This is a genomic window from Roseovarius sp., assembly GCF_048262375.1.
Lineage (GTDB): Bacteria > Pseudomonadota > Alphaproteobacteria > Rhodobacterales > Rhodobacteraceae > Roseovarius.
In genome coordinates this window covers 251,652-267,019 of record NZ_JBLXFE010000001.1, presented here as the reverse complement: position 1 = coordinate 267,019, position 15,368 = coordinate 251,652, and the positions used below count along the sequence as shown (strand labels likewise).

18 protein-coding genes and 1 tRNA gene are annotated in these 15,368 nt (G+C 60.8%); 6 read left to right on the top strand and 13 right to left on the bottom strand.

Annotation, left to right across the window (positions count from 1 at the left end):
* The first annotated feature begins 72 nt into the window (after positions 1-72).
* The gene (gene cobS, locus ACN0SW_RS01320; RefSeq protein ID WP_417726080.1) at positions 73-831 is read left to right on the top strand and encodes an adenosylcobinamide-GDP ribazoletransferase; all 759 of its coding nucleotides are present in this window, start codon (positions 73-75) and stop codon (positions 829-831) included.
* Between the two features lie 57 nt (positions 832-888).
* Here cobS and ACN0SW_RS01315 read toward each other — a convergent pair whose 3' ends face one another.
* From ACN0SW_RS01315 to ACN0SW_RS01295, 5 genes are all read right to left on the bottom strand, one after another.
* On the bottom strand, positions 889-1,398 hold the full coding sequence (locus ACN0SW_RS01315) for a CarD family transcriptional regulator (RefSeq protein ID WP_417726079.1): 510 nt from the start codon (positions 1,396-1,398) through the stop codon (positions 889-891).
* A gap of 304 nt (positions 1,399-1,702) precedes the next feature.
* Entirely contained in the window at positions 1,703-2,041 is a 339-nt protein-coding gene (gene fdxA, locus ACN0SW_RS01310) for a ferredoxin FdxA (RefSeq protein WP_417726078.1), read from the bottom strand.
* A 52-nt stretch (positions 2,042-2,093) separates the two neighbouring features.
* A complete protein-coding gene (locus ACN0SW_RS01305) occupies positions 2,094-2,474 on the bottom strand; it encodes an RNA-binding S4 domain-containing protein (protein WP_417726077.1) in 381 nt (126 codons plus the stop codon).
* Between the two features lie 4 nt (positions 2,475-2,478).
* Positions 2,479-5,373 (bottom strand): helicase-related protein, encoded by a 2,895-nt coding sequence (locus ACN0SW_RS01300; RefSeq protein WP_417726076.1) that lies wholly within the window; start codon positions 5,371-5,373, stop codon positions 2,479-2,481.
* A 21-nt stretch (positions 5,374-5,394) separates the two neighbouring features.
* A complete protein-coding gene (locus tag ACN0SW_RS01295) occupies positions 5,395-5,955 on the bottom strand; it encodes a tetratricopeptide repeat protein (protein WP_417726075.1) in 561 nt (186 codons plus the stop codon).
* A gap of 71 nt (positions 5,956-6,026) precedes the next feature.
* Between ACN0SW_RS01295 and ACN0SW_RS01290 the strand changes: the two genes are divergently transcribed.
* Positions 6,027-6,317, top strand: a complete 291-nt coding sequence (locus ACN0SW_RS01290; protein WP_417726074.1) for an SCP2 sterol-binding domain-containing protein — start codon at positions 6,027-6,029, stop codon at positions 6,315-6,317.
* Entirely contained in the window at positions 6,317-7,258 is a 942-nt protein-coding gene (locus ACN0SW_RS01285) for an alpha/beta fold hydrolase (protein WP_417726073.1), read from the top strand. The genes ACN0SW_RS01290 and ACN0SW_RS01285 overlap by 1 nt, the downstream gene beginning before the upstream one ends.
* On the opposite strand, the gene ACN0SW_RS01280 is transcribed toward ACN0SW_RS01285, so the two are convergent.
* Entirely contained in the window at positions 7,255-8,085 is an 831-nt protein-coding gene (locus ACN0SW_RS01280) for a fumarylacetoacetate hydrolase family protein (RefSeq protein ID WP_417726072.1), read from the bottom strand. The genes ACN0SW_RS01285 and ACN0SW_RS01280 overlap by 4 nt on opposite strands.
* Positions 8,086-8,217: 132 nt before the next feature.
* On the opposite strand from ACN0SW_RS01280, the gene ACN0SW_RS01275 reads away from it, so the two are divergent.
* Positions 8,218-10,038, top strand: a complete 1,821-nt coding sequence (locus tag ACN0SW_RS01275; RefSeq protein ID WP_417726071.1) for a M3 family oligoendopeptidase — start codon at positions 8,218-8,220, stop codon at positions 10,036-10,038.
* Positions 10,039-10,163: 125 nt separating this feature from the next.
* On the opposite strand, the gene ACN0SW_RS01270 is transcribed toward ACN0SW_RS01275, so the two are convergent.
* The 4 genes from ACN0SW_RS01270 to ACN0SW_RS01255 all read right to left on the bottom strand — a co-directional run bounded on the left by ACN0SW_RS01270 (position 10,164) and on the right by ACN0SW_RS01255 (position 13,737).
* A complete protein-coding gene (locus tag ACN0SW_RS01270) occupies positions 10,164-10,433 on the bottom strand; it encodes a DksA/TraR family C4-type zinc finger protein (protein WP_417726070.1) in 270 nt (89 codons plus the stop codon).
* Between the two features lie 62 nt (positions 10,434-10,495).
* A complete protein-coding gene (locus ACN0SW_RS01265) occupies positions 10,496-11,590 on the bottom strand; it encodes an alpha/beta hydrolase (RefSeq protein WP_417726069.1) in 1,095 nt (364 codons plus the stop codon).
* Between the two features lie 63 nt (positions 11,591-11,653).
* Positions 11,654-12,550, bottom strand: a complete 897-nt coding sequence (gene rpoH, locus ACN0SW_RS01260) for an RNA polymerase sigma factor RpoH (RefSeq protein WP_417726068.1) — start codon at positions 12,548-12,550, stop codon at positions 11,654-11,656.
* Positions 12,551-12,708: 158 nt separating this feature from the next.
* Complete coding sequence (locus ACN0SW_RS01255) at positions 12,709-13,737, bottom strand: RluA family pseudouridine synthase (RefSeq protein ID WP_417726067.1); 1,029 nt, start codon at positions 13,735-13,737, stop codon at positions 12,709-12,711.
* Between ACN0SW_RS01255 and ACN0SW_RS01250 the strand changes: the two genes are divergently transcribed.
* Positions 13,736-14,047 (top strand): DUF6476 family protein, encoded by a 312-nt coding sequence (locus ACN0SW_RS01250; protein WP_417726066.1) that lies wholly within the window; start codon positions 13,736-13,738, stop codon positions 14,045-14,047. The genes ACN0SW_RS01255 and ACN0SW_RS01250 overlap by 2 nt on opposite strands.
* 12 nt (positions 14,048-14,059) lie before the next feature.
* Here the strand turns inward: ACN0SW_RS01250 and ACN0SW_RS01245 are convergent.
* Both ACN0SW_RS01245 and ACN0SW_RS01240 read right to left on the bottom strand, forming a co-directional pair.
* A tRNA-His gene (locus ACN0SW_RS01245) sits at positions 14,060-14,136 on the bottom strand.
* Between the two features lie 41 nt (positions 14,137-14,177).
* Positions 14,178-14,663, bottom strand: a complete 486-nt coding sequence (locus ACN0SW_RS01240; RefSeq protein ID WP_417726065.1) for a GNAT family N-acetyltransferase — start codon at positions 14,661-14,663, stop codon at positions 14,178-14,180.
* A gap of 78 nt (positions 14,664-14,741) precedes the next feature.
* Between ACN0SW_RS01240 and ACN0SW_RS01235 the strand changes: the two genes are divergently transcribed.
* On the top strand, positions 14,742-14,930 hold the full coding sequence (locus ACN0SW_RS01235) for a DUF6324 family protein (protein ID WP_417726064.1): 189 nt from the start codon (positions 14,742-14,744) through the stop codon (positions 14,928-14,930).
* On the opposite strand, the gene ACN0SW_RS01230 is transcribed toward ACN0SW_RS01235, so the two are convergent.
* Positions 14,925-15,368, bottom strand: a complete 444-nt coding sequence (locus ACN0SW_RS01230; RefSeq protein ID WP_417726063.1) for an MmcB family DNA repair protein — start codon at positions 15,366-15,368, stop codon at positions 14,925-14,927. The two genes, ACN0SW_RS01235 and ACN0SW_RS01230, sit on opposite strands and share 6 nt — an antisense overlap.

Here is a 15,368-nt window from a genome sequence, read left to right as displayed (position 1 = left end):
CCTCATTGATTGTGATCTGTCCTTTCTGTATCGCAGGCAGAGCCTTCGCCCCAGACGAAAAAAGGCACGCCCATGGCAGAAAACGACAAAGCCTTGATCCGGCTCAGAGATGTGCCACTGGCGCTGAGCCTGCTCAGCCGCTTGCCGGTGCCTGTGCACCGTTTTGACCGGAGCGCACGGGCGGTCTGGGCCTATCCTTTGGCCGGGCTTATGCTTGGCGGGCTTGCCGCTCTCGGGGGGCTTCTGGCATTGGCTATCGGATTCCCTACACCGATTTCGGCGATCCTTGGTCTTGCTATTCCCATCGTACTGAGCGGTGCCATGCACGAAGATGGGCTGGCCGACACCGCCGATGGTCTCTGGGGGGGCTGGACGCGTGAGCGGCGGCTTGCGATCATGAAGGACAGCCATATCGGCAGCTATGGGGTGATTGCCCTTATCCTGATACTGAGCGCACGCGGTCTGGCACTCTGGCTGCTGTATGAGATCAGCCCGGCAGCGGCGACAACGGCCCTCTTGGCCGCAGCCATGCTGTCACGCGCAATGATGCCGGTGATCATGGCCGCTCTGCCACATGCCCGCGACATCGGGCTCTCGCGGGCTCAGGGGCGTCCGCCGTTCGCTGCTGTGGCTCTGGGGCTTGGGGGGGCGACAGCGGTGACACTCTGCCTGCTTGGCGGCGCAACTCTGGCGGCGCTGGTCTGCGCAGGCCTCGCGACGCTGGTGATTGGCCTGATCGCGCGGGCCAAGATCGGCGGCCAGACGGGTGACATTCTAGGTGCGACACAGCAAGTGGCCGAAATCGCGGTACTGCTCAGCCTGCTGACATGAGCCAACAAAAAGGCCGCGCACGATGGCGCGGCCTTTTCCAAACTTGTGTGGTGCATTTCACGCGGCGCGCGATACCAGCACCTCGTCCACCTGACGTGCGGCCAGCACCTCGTCGCCACCCGATACGGCGGCCACTTCGCGGGTCAAACGCTCAAGCGCGGCCTCATAAAGTTGACGCTCGGAATAGCTCTGCTCGCGCTGATCATCGGAGCGATGCAAATCGCGCACAACCTCGGCAATCGCGATCAGGTCGCCAGAATTGATCTTTTGCTCATATTCCTGCGCCCGACGCGACCACATCGCGCGCTTGACCTTGGCCTTGCCCTTGAGCGTGGTCATGGCCTTGGACACGACATCGGGGCTGGAGAGGCCACGCATTCCGATCTCAGTGGCCTTGTTGGTCGGCACACGCAGGGTCATCTTGTCTTTTTCGAACGAAATCACGAACAGTTCCAGCGTGATGCCAGCGATTTCCTGCTCTTCGATCGAAACGATCTGGCCCACGCCGTGCGCGGGGTATACAACGTAATCATCAGGGCGAAATTCGGACTTCTTGGTCTTCGACATTCAGGTCTTCCTCGCAGGGCTGCCAGCTCGGACGCACAAAAACACATGCCAAGGGCCAGAGCGGTCCACGGAATATGTGTATTTGTCGCAGAAAAATCCACCCCCAGGCAGCAACGCGGGTGAATGGATATCGGGCTCATCTCATTACTTCTAGAAAAACAATATCACAAAAAACCGCCTAATGAAAGAGCAGTGTTCTGTTGTCTGGTATTCGCCCCTGAAAATCAATGGCTTACCACGTTCACATTTTCGCGCGCAGGTCGCGTTAACTCTATAGCGTTGCGAATCAGGTCGCAGACCCGGCTTAACCGCCTTCGCCCGGTACCTCGGAAAAGTACTTTTCCAGTTTGCCAGATTCGCCGTCACGCTCTTCGGCCTCGGGCAGCGGGTCTTTCTTGGTGATGATCACCGGCCACATTTCCGCGTATTTACGGTTGAATTCCACCCATTTTTCCATATCAGGCTCGGTATCCGGGCGGATCGCATCGGCGGGGCATTCCGGCTCGCAGACGCCGCAGTCGATGCATTCATCAGGATGAATGACCAACATGTTCTCACCCTCGTAAAAACAATCGACCGGGCACACTTCGACACAGTCGGTGTACTTGCAGGCGATACAGGCATCGTTCACGATATAGGTCATGGCCGTCTCTCATTCTTGCCGAATTGCGCTCCACCTAATCCAGTGGGGCGGATCAATCAAGCGGTCGCGACCCATTGAGATCGAGTTTGCGTCGGTCTCGCTTGGTTGGGCGGCCTTTTCCCTCAAATTTAGGCGCAGGAGGAACATTGTCCTGCGTCACCGGGTCGCTGAGATCTTCATAAAGGGCGTGCGCCTCGGGCGCGGGACCGCGCCGCGTGCCCAGATCGATGATCCGCACCACGCGCACGCGCGTCGCCTGAGAGAACGTCAACACATCCTGTGACCCAACGGGTTGCGCGGGCTTGCTGACCCGCGTGCCATTGACGCGTACATGTCCCGCAGAGACTTCCTTGGCCGCCAGCGTGCGCGTTTTAAAAAACCGCGCCTGCCAGAGCCATTTGTCGAGCCGGATTTTTACGCTCGGCCCGTCCAAACGGTCAACCCTTGGTCCTTAGCCCCATCAGTGCCGCCGCAAAGGGATTATCCGGGTCGATCCGGTCCTTCTTTTCAGGGCGTGCGGCAAAGGTCTTGGGCTGTTCTTCCCGCTGATCGCGCGGCTTTCCCTTACCGGGTTTGCCGCGTGGTTTTCCACCGTGACGCTGCGGTTTGCTGCGGGCGTCCTGTTCGCCCGGTTTGGCCGCAGCGTTCTGAGTACCGCGCGGGCCGCGTCCGCTCTGCGCCGGACGATCCCCACGGGCGCGGTTGGCGCGTGGGGCCCATGTGAAGGTATAAAACACCTCGACCTCGGCGGCGGGCGCTTCAGGCGTTTCGCCGGATACAAGCGCCTCAACCGGGGGCTCGTCCTGCGCGGCAGGCTCTTCGGGCGCAGCGGCAGGCTCTGCCGCAATCGGGGCGGCACCCTCGTCGGGCACATCCGCAACCACATCGCCTGTGGTCTCTTGCGCCGCCTCAGCAGCCTGCGCAGGCGCATCGGCAATCGCCTGATCTATCGGCTTGACCTTGGCGCGCTCTGCGCGCTCGGCCTTATAGCCCAAGCCTTGCATCAGCAGGGCGAATTGTTCCAGCGTCATGCCGGTGATCGAAAGCATGTCCGGCTTGGCCTCAAAGCCTGTGCGCGTATCTTCGCTGCGCAGCATATCCGCCAGCCGTTCCAGCATGTCGATCCGAATCGCCCGATCCCCGGCCGCGCGATAGCCAGCCATTGTGAAATACCCCTTTGGCGCATCGCCGCGCGCGGGCACCGTCACCAGCCCCGGCGGTGGGGCTTCGGGGAATTCGTCCAGCCCTTGGCTCAGTGACCACAGCACCAGCCGCAGACGTGTCGGCGCGGGTTTGAGCAAAAGCGGCAGGAACACGGTGAACTGTCCGAACCGGATGCCATGTTTGCGCAGCGCGCCGCGCGCCTCTTGATCCAGCGCCTTGACCTCGTCGGCCACTTCGCCGCGCGGGATCAGACCCATTGCCTCGACCATGCGGAATCCAAAACCGCGCGCCAGACCGTTCAGCGTCTCATCCCGCTGAATGTTCAGCAGCGGTTCAAAAAGCGCTGCAATCTTGCGGTCAATGTAATGCTGCAAGCGCCGCTGCACCTTGGCCGCCACATCCGGGCCAGCCTCGTCATCAACAAAGACCACAACCTGCGGCTTGAGAGGATCGGCGCCGGGGGTCAGTTTGCCCACTGCTTCCTTACCCCACAAGAGCCCGCCCTGTTCGGTAAAATCGATCTCGGTATCGGGCGCGTTATAGAATCGGTCCGCCTTGAGATGGAAATGCGGAGCCAACGCCGCGACGCTCGCCTGTTGCAGCGTGCGCGCTTCCTTGCCCGCCGCAGACCTGTCCTGCATAAAGCGGAACCCCTCGAGCCGTCCGACGAATTCGCCTTCGACGGTCACGTCACCTTGATCGTTTACTTCGGCCACCATGGCTTCCTTCTGCTTGAGCCGGCGCAAAAGCACGGACGTGCGCCGGTCCACAAATCTCTGGGTCAGCCGCTCGTGCAATGCGTCCGACAGGCGGTCTTCTACAGCGCGCGTCGCGCCACGCCAATGGTTTTCGTCATCGACCCAACCTTTTCGCTGCGCGACATAGGTCCAGGTGCGGATATAGGCCAGCCGTTTGGACAATGTGTCGATGTCGCCATCGGTGCGGTCGAGGCGGGTGACCTGCTGCGCAAGCCAATCATCGGGCACACGACCAAACTCGACCAGATCGCAATAAATCCGCTCCAGAAGACTTGCGTGTTCCGCAGCACTGATCCCCCGGAAATCCGGAACCCGGCACACATCCCAGAGAAGTTTCACCGCTGGCCCGCCCATCGCCCGGCCCGCAACGTCCGGCTGCTCTGCCAGCGTCTTGAGGGCCGCCAGGTCGTCGGCATCGCGCGCGCGCGCGAGCAATTCGTGGTCTGGCCGCGCCTCAAGGCTTCCAATCAGCGCAGCGGTGGTGCCGAATTGCAGCCGGGCATTGCGCCATTCCAGCTTGCGAATGGGGGCAAAGCGATGCTCCATGATCGCCTCGGCCAGTTCGGGATCAAGATCGGGCGCCTCGCCCGTCACCCCAAAGGTGCCGTTGCTCATGCCTCGTCCCGCGCGCCCAGCAATCTGTCCCAGCTCATTGGGCTGCAGATACCGCATCCGCCGTCCGTCAAATTTGCTGAGCGAGGAAAACGCCACATGGTTGATATCAAGGTTGAGCCCCATTCCGATAGCATCCGTCGCCACCAGATAATCGACATCGCCATTCTGATAGAGAGCCACCTGAGCATTGCGGGTACGCGGGCTGAGCGCGCCCATGACCACCGCCGCCCCGCCCTTTTGGCGGCGCAGAAGCTCCGCGATGGCATAGACGTTTTCCACCGAGAAGCCGACAATCGCACTGCGTGCGGGCATCTTGGCAATTTTTTTGGGGCCAGAATAGGTCAGTTGAGACATCCGCTCGCGACTCAGGAACTCGACGCCCGGCACGAGGGCCGCAATGGTCGGGCGCATCGTATGACTGCCCAGAAACTGGGTTTCGCGCAGACCGCGCATACGGAGCAGACGGTCGGTAAACACATGACCGCGCTCAGGGTCGGCGCAGAGCTGGATTTCATCCACTGCCACAAAATCCGCCCCGATCCCCTCGGGCATCGCCTCGACCGTGCAGACCCAGTATTGCGCGCGATCCGGCACGATCCGCTCTTCGCCCGTAACAAGCGCCACGACAGAAGGGCCGCGTATGGCTACGATCTTGTCATAGACCTCGCGCGCCAAGAGGCGCAGCGGCAGGCCAATTATTCCGGTGCGATAGCCCAGCATCCGCTCAATGGCGTAATGCGTCTTGCCGGTGTTGGTCGGGCCCAGAACCGCAAGGGTTCTTGACTGCTCGGACATCCGCCGTTCTCCTTAATGACGTCAGAGATCCGCGCCGCCCAGTTCCCGGGCTACGCTCTCCCGGGCCTTGGTTACGTCCTCGTGATGCGGATGTATAGCCAGAGCGCGCGAAAACGCTTCCTGCGCCAGTTGGGGCTGACCCAGCTCATCCAAGAGGACGCCAAGCCCGTAGATGACATTGAAATGGCGCGGCTCCAGCGCCAAGGCCCGCTCAATATCATGCAGGGCAAGGCCGTAATGCTGCTGTTTGTAAAATGCCACCGAGCGCAGGTGCCACGCCTCTGCGAAATCCGGCGCATGGTCGATGGCGGCACTCAGATGCTCGATCGCCGTCGCCATATCCCCCGCCTCCAGCGCATCCTGTCCGCGACGCAACAAGAGGTTCACCGCCGCAGATCCGGAGCGCGACAGTTCCAGCTCTATCTCTGCGGCAATTTTGCGCGCCTCGGGCGCATCGGCCTGTGACAGTTGCGCAAACAGCCCATCCAGCCGGGTTTCCCCGGCAGATACAGGTAGGGAAAACATGACTATCACGGCGACTGCCGCGACGATACGGTTGAGATTGATGATTGCTGCACCCATAACAGTGATGAGTTTAGCGCAGATTGCCCGGTTGCACAGCCCCGGCATCGCAAATGTGAAAGGAAGCGCAAATGAGCGACGTTATGACCGCAGCAGTGACCGCCCTGAATGAAAAACTGGGCGGCGAAGGCTTTGACGGCACCGCGAAATTCGTGATCGAGGACGAGGGCGCCATCGTGATCGATGCAAATGGTGCGCGCTCTGGCGACGACGAAACCGATGTCACGCTGACCGCCAGCCGCGACACGTTCGAATCCATTCTTGCAGGTGATCTCGACCCCGCCGCCGCCTTTATGTCGGGCCGCCTCAGCGTGGATGGCGACATGGGGATGGCAATGAAACTGGGCAGCGTATTGGCCTGATGCACGCAGCGCCGCTCTATGAGGATGTGGCCGACGGGCCGACGGGCGGTGCCGCATGGTGGCTGACCGCGGCTGACGGGGTGCGGCTCCGCGTCGGATTGTGGAACCAGAGCGCCTCAAAGGGCACGGTGCTGCTCTTTCCCGGACGCACCGAATATGTCGAAAAATACGGCCGCGTCGCCGCGCATTTCGCCAAATGCGGCTATGCCACCTTAGTTATCGACTGGCGTGGTCAGGGTCTCTCTGACCGGCTGACAGATGATGCCATGGCGGGTCATGTGCATCAGTTCTTGGACTATCAACAAGATGTCGCCGCAATGACCGAGGCCGCGACACGCCTCGCTCTGCCCCGTCCTTGGCATCTTTTGGCGCATTCCATGGGAGGGTGCATCGGCTTGCGCGCTGTCATCCAGGGGCTCGACGTGCAGAACTGTGCATTCTCAAGCCCGATGTGGGGCATCCACTTGGCCAATGCGCTGCGCCCTTTTGCATGGTCCCTGTCTTGGGGCAGTCGTCAATTCGGCATGAGCCATTTCTACGCCCCCGGAACGGCGGGCGAGCACTATGTGCTGGCGGAACCGTTCGAGACCAACAAACTGACCAATGACCGCGAGATGTATGCGTATATGGCGCGGCAACTGCGCGAGCATCCCGAACTCGGGCTTGGCGGGCCCAGCCTGCGCTGGCTGTACGAGTCCCTGCGCGAGACCCGCGATCTGACACGGTTGCCATCGCCCAATATACCGTGCCTGACCATTTTGGGCAGCGACGAGCAAATCGTGGATGTGCCGCGCGTCAGAGACCGCATGGCACATTGGCCGGGCGGGCATCTGGAAATAGTGCCCGGCGGACGGCATGAAACCCTGATGGACACGCCCGACATGCGGACGCGGCTGCTTGATATGCTCTGCGCATTCTGCAGCGCCACGTCAAGACGCTAAAGGTCGCGTACCACCGGCGAGCGCTGCTCCCCAAGCCCGCTGATCCGCAGCAACATTTCGTCGCCTTCGGTCAGATAGCGCGGCGGAATTCGGCCCATGCCGACGCCCGGCGGGGTGCCCGTGGCGATGATATCACCCGGCTCTAGCGTCATAAGCGCGCTCAAATAGGCCACAATCTCGGCCACGGGAAAGATCATGCGCGCGGTGGTGCCGGTCTGCATCCGGATCCCGTTTAGATCCAGCGTAAGATCGAGCGCCTGCACATCGCCCAACGCATCCGGCGTCACCAGCCAAGGCCCGATCGGCGCAAAGCTGTCACAGCTTTTACCCTTGGTCCATTGCCCCGCCCGCTCCATCTGAAAGGCGCGCTCAGAGACATCATTGACGATCGTATAGCCCGCCACATGAGCCAGCGCGTCTTCCTCAGACACATATTTCGCGCGACGGCCGATCACCACGCCCAACTCCACCTCCCAATCGCCTTTTTCCGCACCGCGCGGCAGGCTGACCGGATCATGAGGGCCACAGATCGCCGAGGTTGCCTTAAGAAACACCACCGGCTCGGGCGGCGCGGCGACGCCCACCTCTTCGGCATGGTCCGTATAGTTCAAACCGATGCAGATGAGCTTACCCACCTGCCCGACCGGCGGTCCGATCCGGGGTGCGCCCGCGACCAGCGGCAGGCTCTGCGGATTGATCCGGGGCAAATCAGCCAGGGCCGCCCCGGCAAGATCGGGCAAAACCCCCGATAAATCCCTGAGCCGACCTTCGGCATCAAGCACCGCCGGCTTTTCCTGCCCCGCCTCACCATATCGTGCAAATCTCATATGTCTCATCCCTTTTGATCCGCGCCCCACCCTAGCCAGCCGCCCTCAAATGGCAAGAGTGCGCGCCTGCCCCCCCCTTGTGGCCTCTGTGCCCCCGGCCTATGTCTGGGCCATGTCAACAAGAGGTGCCACATGCTCAATCTGCCGTTTCCCGTCCGCGACGCCAATGCAACATCTGGTAACAGGAATCTGGGAAACCTGCCGGAATGGGATCTGAGCGATCTCTATGCCTCTGAAACAGCCCCCGAACTCAAACGTGATCTGGACTGGTTGCACACGGCCTGCGCCGCGTTCGCAACCGATTACGAAGGCAAACTTACCACGCTGGACGCCAACGGACTGTTGGAATGTATTCGCCGCGATGAGGCAATCAGCAACATCGCAGGGCGCATCATGTCCTATGCCGGGCTGCGATATTATCAGCTCACCACCGATGGCGGGCGGGCAAAATTCATGTCTGACTGTCAGGAAAAAGTCACCAATTCCACCACCCCTCTGGTGTTCTTCTCACTGGAACTGAACCGCCTGAATGAGAATGACTTGAGCGCGATGTATGCGGCAAATGCCGATCTCGCCCGCTACAAGCCGGTTCTTGACCGCATCCGTGCGATGAAGCCCTACCAACTCTCGGACGAACTGGAAAAGTTTCTGCATGATCTGGGGGTCGTGGGCGATGCCTGGGAGCGGCTGTTTGACGAAACCATCGCCGGGCTGACCTTTACAGTGGACGGGGACGACCTCAGCATCGAAGGCACGCTCAACCTGCTGACCGAACAGGACCGTTCCAAACGCGAGTCGGCCGCGCGCGAACTGGCGCGGGTCTTTGGTGAGAATATCCGCACCTTCGCCCGCGTCCACAACACCCAAGCCAAGGAAAAAGAGGTGATCGACCGCTGGCGCAAGATGCCATCAGCGCAGACCGCGCGGCACCTTTCGAACGATGTAGAGCCAGAGGTCGTCGAGGCGCTGCGCAATGCGGTGGTCGCAGCCTATCCGAAACTCTCTCACCGGTATTATGAGCTGAAACGCAAATGGCTGGGACTGGAGCGCATGCAGGTCTGGGACCGCAACGCCCCCCTGCCTATGGACGCCACGCGTATCGTCGATTGGGACGAGGCCCGCGACACGGTGATGGGCGCCTACGGTGCCTTTGATCCGCGCATGGCCGATCTGGCGCAACCCTTCTTCGAGAAGGGCTGGATCGACGCAGGAGTCAAACCGGGCAAGGCCCCCGGTGCATTTGCCCATCCCACTGTGACCGATGTGCACCCCTATGTGATGCTGAACTACCTTGGCAAACCGCGGGACGTGATGACGCTGGCGCATGAACTGGGTCACGGCGTGCATCAGCGGCTGGCGGCGGATCAAGGCGAATTACTCTCGTCCACGCCGCTCACCCTTGCCGAAACCGCAAGCGTGTTTGGCGAGATGCTCACCTTCCGCCGCATGTTGGACGGGGCCAAAACCCAAGCCGAACGCAAGGTGCTCTTGGCTGGCAAGGTCGAGGACATGATCAACACGGTCGTGCGCCAGATCGCGTTCTACGATTTTGAATGCAAACTGCACGCAGCACGGCGCGACGGCGAACTGACCCCGGATGACATCAACGCGCTCTGGATGTCCGTGCAGGCCCAGAGCCTTGGAGAGGCGTTTGATTTCATGGACGGCTACGAGACCTTCTGGGCCTATATCCCGCATTTCATCCACTCGCCCTTCTATGTCTATGCCTATGCCTTTGGCGACGGGTTGGTGAATGCACTTTACGCCGTCTATGAGGAAAATCCGGCGGGCTTTCAGGACAAGTATTTCGAGATGCTCAAGGCAGGCGGTTCCAAACATCACAAGGATCTGCTCGCGCCCTTCGGTCTCGACGCCAGCGACCCGGCCTTCTGGGACAAGGGCCTGTCAATGATTTCTGGCATGATTGATGAGCTGGAGGCGATGGAGGGCTAAGACTGACGCCCGAAAATGAGTGACTGGACCAAGAGGAAGCAATACCGCGTTCATCTGGCTCAAAATACCTCGGGGGGAATTGGCCGCAGGCCAAGGGGGGCAGCGCCCCCACTCCCCCCATAATCTCATTTCAACTGGCTGTCCTTTGAACCACGCCGGTTGATCCCGCCACGCGACGGCTGTGATGTGTCACGCTCTTGCTGACAGTCGATGCAGAGCTTGACACCGGGGATTGCCGACCGCCGCGCCTCGGGGATGGGTTCGTCGCATTCCGCACAATGTGCAAGGCTCTCGCCCTGCGGCCCACGCCGCGCCTTGAGGCGCGCCAGCTCATCGGAAATCGAGGCTTCGATCTGTTCGCTTACCGCGCCGTCGCGCGCCCATCCACCTGCCATGGCATTCTCCTTTGCAGGGCTTCAGTCTACGCCCGCTGTGCCCCGCGTCAATTCCAGTCGACTCAGGGTTGCAATATCTTGGGCTTTGGCAGTCGCAGCGTCATATCATCAAGGAAACCGCTGCCCATTTCGTTGGTTTGCCTGATGATGCCGCGCAGGAAATCAATAGCGGCAGGCGACGTAACCGGCACAAAATGGTTCAGACCTGCCCCATCGGCCAATTCAGAAAAATCAATCACCCGCACATCCGGGCGCTGCACCTTGTCGGCGGTGTCGATCATCCCCAAACGCGGCTTGCGCCCGGTGATGAACCCCGACAGAGACAGCGCCCGATCCACCTTGGTGATAAAAATGAGAAAAGGCTGCGGCAGCGCACCGATCACCTCGGCCTGCCGTTCAAAGACATCCGGGTCGATATCGGGCGACATCAGAACCACGCCGCTGATCCGGTTCAACAGATGCCGGTCGCCGCTCAGCGCGATCCCGCGCAGCGCTTCCATCACCAGACTGGAGCCCATGGAATGCGCCAAAAGGAACACCCGGTCCCCCGGCCCGCGGGTCAACTGGCGCAGCACCTCGGTCAGATCATCGCGCGCATAGAGCACTGAATCGCGGTCATAAATATAACCACGCGGGTCCCCTGCTGAGGGCCAGGAAAACAGCACGCCCGGCATATCCGTGTCGAAATCGGTCTGTATCTGCGCCAGCCGGTACATCGCCTCGGAGAGTGTATTATTGTAGCCGTGCACAAAGAGCAGAGTCTCGCCGCCCCCCGCATGCTCTTGTCGCATGTCGCCGAGCATCGCACCGGGGCTGCGGAAGACCTGCGTCTCCGTCACCACAAAATCCGTAGCGGCATCGGGCGCGCCCTCGGGCCATTCAATCTGTCCCGGCGCATGTGTCGGCGGAACCGAGATATCGGCGCGGAAAAACCGCACGCCCTCGGGGCGTTCCAACCCAAAGATCGGCCCAGTCTGATCCAGCCTGCGTCCGGTCGCGACATAGAGCTGTTCAATCTTGGCTGCAGGATGGGGTGCCGCGCGCTCGGCGGTCACGCGCGGCGCACAACCGGCCAGCACGAGGACCAATCCAAGGCAGACCAGCTGAGCGTCACGGCGTATCCTTGCCACCTTCTGTTCCGCGACTCGTCCCACCACGTCCCTCTCCCGATCAGATGATGCGAGAGATACGCGTTTTGCCAAGCCACGCCAAGGGGGACGTCAGGCAGAGGTCAGCATGCCTTTTTCTTGGGCAAGTGTCCGCATCCGCTTTTGCAGCTTTTCAAAGGCGCGCACTTCGATTTGGCGGATACGCTCTCGGCTCACGTCATATTGGGCGCTCAGATCCTCAAGCGTGACGGTCTCGTCGCTCAACCGGCGCTGTGTCAGGATATCGCGCTCGCGTTCATTGAGCACATCCATCGCCATCACCAGCAATTCGCGCCGCGCGTCCATCTCGTCGCGCCGCTCATAATCCCCGGCCTGATCGGCATCCTCATCCTCCAGCCAGTCCTGCCACTGCATCGAGCCTTCGCCCTCAGACCCCACAGTGGCGTTAAGCGATGCATCGGCCCCCGCCATCCGCTGATTCATGCTGATGACTTCGGCCTCAGTGACCCCCAGATCGGTCGCAATCTTCTTGACCACATCGGGGCGCATATCGCCATCTTCCAGCGCGCCGATTTTGGCCTTGGCCTTGCGCAGGTTGAAAAACAGCTTCTTCTGCGCGCTTGTGGTGCCCAGTTTGACCAAAGACCACGATCGCAGGATGTATTCCTGAATGCTGGCGCGGATCCACCACATCGCATAGGTCGCAAGGCGAAAACCCCGCTCGGGGTCAAATCGCTTGACCGCTTGCATCAGGCCCACATTCGCTTCGGAAATCACTTCGGCCTGCGGCAAACCATAACCGCGATAGCCCATGGCTATCTTGGCGGCGAGTCGCAGGTGGCTTGTGACCATTTTGTGAGCGGCCTCAGTATCCTGCTCCTCGACCCAGCGTTTGGCCAGCATGTATTCCTCTTCCGGTTCAAGAAGCGGAAACTTGCGGATTTCCTGCATATAGCGGTTCAAACCGCCTTCTGGCGTTGGGGCCGGAAGATTGTTGTAATTTCCCACGCGGTTGTCCCTCCTGATGTTTACATCGTTAACATGCAACTAGGTACGCCTTCGCGCCCTTTCAAGGCGCTCTACCATACACCATTTAACGCAGACCTAAGATGGTTCCGTCGCAGCGCCCGTTTTATAACAGAAAGTCACGCAATCTTGCGCCTCTGTCACGATCCGCGCAACCCCGATAGCAGGATTTCCATATCGTCGGGCAGCGGGGCCTCAAAGCGCATGGCCGCCCCGCTCACCGGATGCACAAACCCCAAAACCGCCGCATGCAGCGCCTGCCGGGGAAAATCGCGCGCAGCCGTCACACCGTTGAGAGACAGGGACTTTTCAGACAGTTTGCGCCGACCACCATAGACAGGATCACCAATAAGACCATGACCGGCATAGGCCATATGCACCCGGATCTGATGCGTGCGCCCGGTCTCCAGCCAGCACTCCATCAGGGCCACCACAGCAGGCGCGCCAAAGGTTTCGATCACCCGCGCGCGCGTCACCGCATGCCGCCCCCCCTCAAACAGGACAGCCTGCCGTTGCCGGTCGGTCTTGTGCCGCGCCAGACGGGTGGCGATGCGCAGGATATTGCCGGTCTCGAAACTGATTCCTGCCAGACCACGCAAGCGCGGATCACTGGCGTCGGGAACCCCATGCACCACGGCGCGGTAATAGCGCTCAACGCTATGCGCCTCGAATTGCGCCGCCAACCCCTGATGGGCTATGTCCGATTTGGCCACCACCAAAAGACCACTGGTGTCCTTGTCGATCCGGTGGACGATGCCGGGCCGTTTGGCCCCTCCCACCCCCGACAGGCTATCGCCACAATGGTGCAACAGCGCATTGACCAACGTACCCTCGGGGCTGCCGGGGGCGGGATGCACCACCATCCCCGCCGGTTTGTTGATCACAATCAGATCGTCATCCTCATACACCACCTCAAGCGCGATCGCCTCAGCGCTGATATGGCTCTCGCGCGCTTCTGGTACGAGGATCTCGATCAGATCGCCTGCGTTGACCCGCGCCTTGGCCTCGCGGGCCACCGTACCATTGACTCGCACGGCCCCCTCCTCCAGAAGCCGCGCCAACCGGGTGCGCGACAGGGTCGCCGCCTCTGGCACATCACGCGAAAGCGCCTTATCAAGACGTTGAGGCGGATCATCCCCGATCCGAAAGACAAGCGGGTCAAGCCCCATGGATGAAAACTCTCCGCCGGTCAGCCCGGCAACGTTGAAATTTCTGGCACGGCTGGTCACAGTCCTGACCGCCACGATGATCATCGGTCTTCTAGTGATCGTGGGCCTCTTTGTCACCCGCTTCTGGGGGCAACGCGATGCTGTGCTGTCGCTGCCTGACACCATCGCCCTGCCTCAAGGCACTCGCGCTATGGCCCTGACCCAAGGGACAGACTGGTATGCGATCGTAACCGACGACAACCGCATCCTGATCTACGACCGTCAAAGCGGAACGCTGCGGCAAACCGTGACCGTTGAAGCGCAGAACTAGCTGATCTGGGGATGGTACCGCCTCCCTGGCTTGAACAGGGGACCTCTGGATCCACAATCCAGCGCTCTAACCAACTGAGCTAAGGCGGCACTGGAGCGCGATGTAACTTTACCGTCCTCCGAATGCAAGCCTAATGAAAGCTGATTTCCCAGGTTTGTTCCACAAGATCACAGCCATAGGACCGCACCGGGCGCGAAGTGGCAATTTGCCAGCCGTTGCGCGAATAGAGCGTGCAGGCGGCCCGGTGGCTCTCATGGGTCGCAAGCTGCATGCCGCGATAGCCCTGCGCGCGCGCAAACGCCATGCAATGGCCCAGCATATGTTGACCCAAGCCCCTGCCACGCGCCGCAGGTTCCAGCAGAAAGAGCCGCAGTTTGGCCATCTCCTCACCCATCGCAACACAAAAGATTGAGCCAAGCGGTTGTCCGGCGGCCTCTGTGATCCAGCCCGCTTCACGCTTTGGATCATGCAAAACATTGAAATCATGTAGTATTTCGGCGACAAGCGGCGCAAATGTGGAATCAAATCCCGACTCGTCTGCATAAAGCGTCGCGTGGCGCTCTATCAGCCATGGGGTATCTTCGGCCCGAAAGAGGCGCAAGGTGATCTCGTCCATACGTAACACCAAACCGCCAAGACGCTTGTCAAGCAAGTAGGAAAAGAGTAGCAAACCGGCTGTTTCAAGGAGAGCGCCATGGGCATCAATTCAGAGAGCGACATCGAAGCCAACCTTCAGATCGGGCCCACCGATCAGGGCATGGTGCGCCTCTTCATTGAGGCGCAAGGCATTGAAATTCCCATGGATTTCAGCCCAGAAGAGGCCGAGGAAATCGCCCAGGAAATCATCGCTTCGGCTCAGGCCGCACGCGCCAAAGGCTCATAGGCGCGGGTCGAGCACCGCTTGCAATCGTCGGGCGGCGTGGCGTGCGAATTTACGGGTCAGAGCCGCACGGCGCGCGCCCGCCAGACGGGTTTCCGGTCCGATGCGAATGATCTCTGCACTATAGGCATCCGCGAGAATCAGCCCGGTGCCTTCTGGCAAGAGATCGACCGGAAATTCTGCATCCACCGCCCAGAAATAGCGGTCGCACCATTGCAGATAGCCCTGCCATTTGGCGTCCCCCATGAAATCGGCACGGCTCGACTTGCACTCGATCACCCAGATCTCCCCCTTGGGGCCAATCGCCATAACATCCACGCGCCGCCCCCGCTCCGGCACAAATTCCACAATCGAATCAAAGTCATGGCTGCGCAGGTGACGGCAGACGCCCCGCGCCAGAAGCTGCCCCGCTTGCAGGGTCTGATCGACATTCCACTTCAT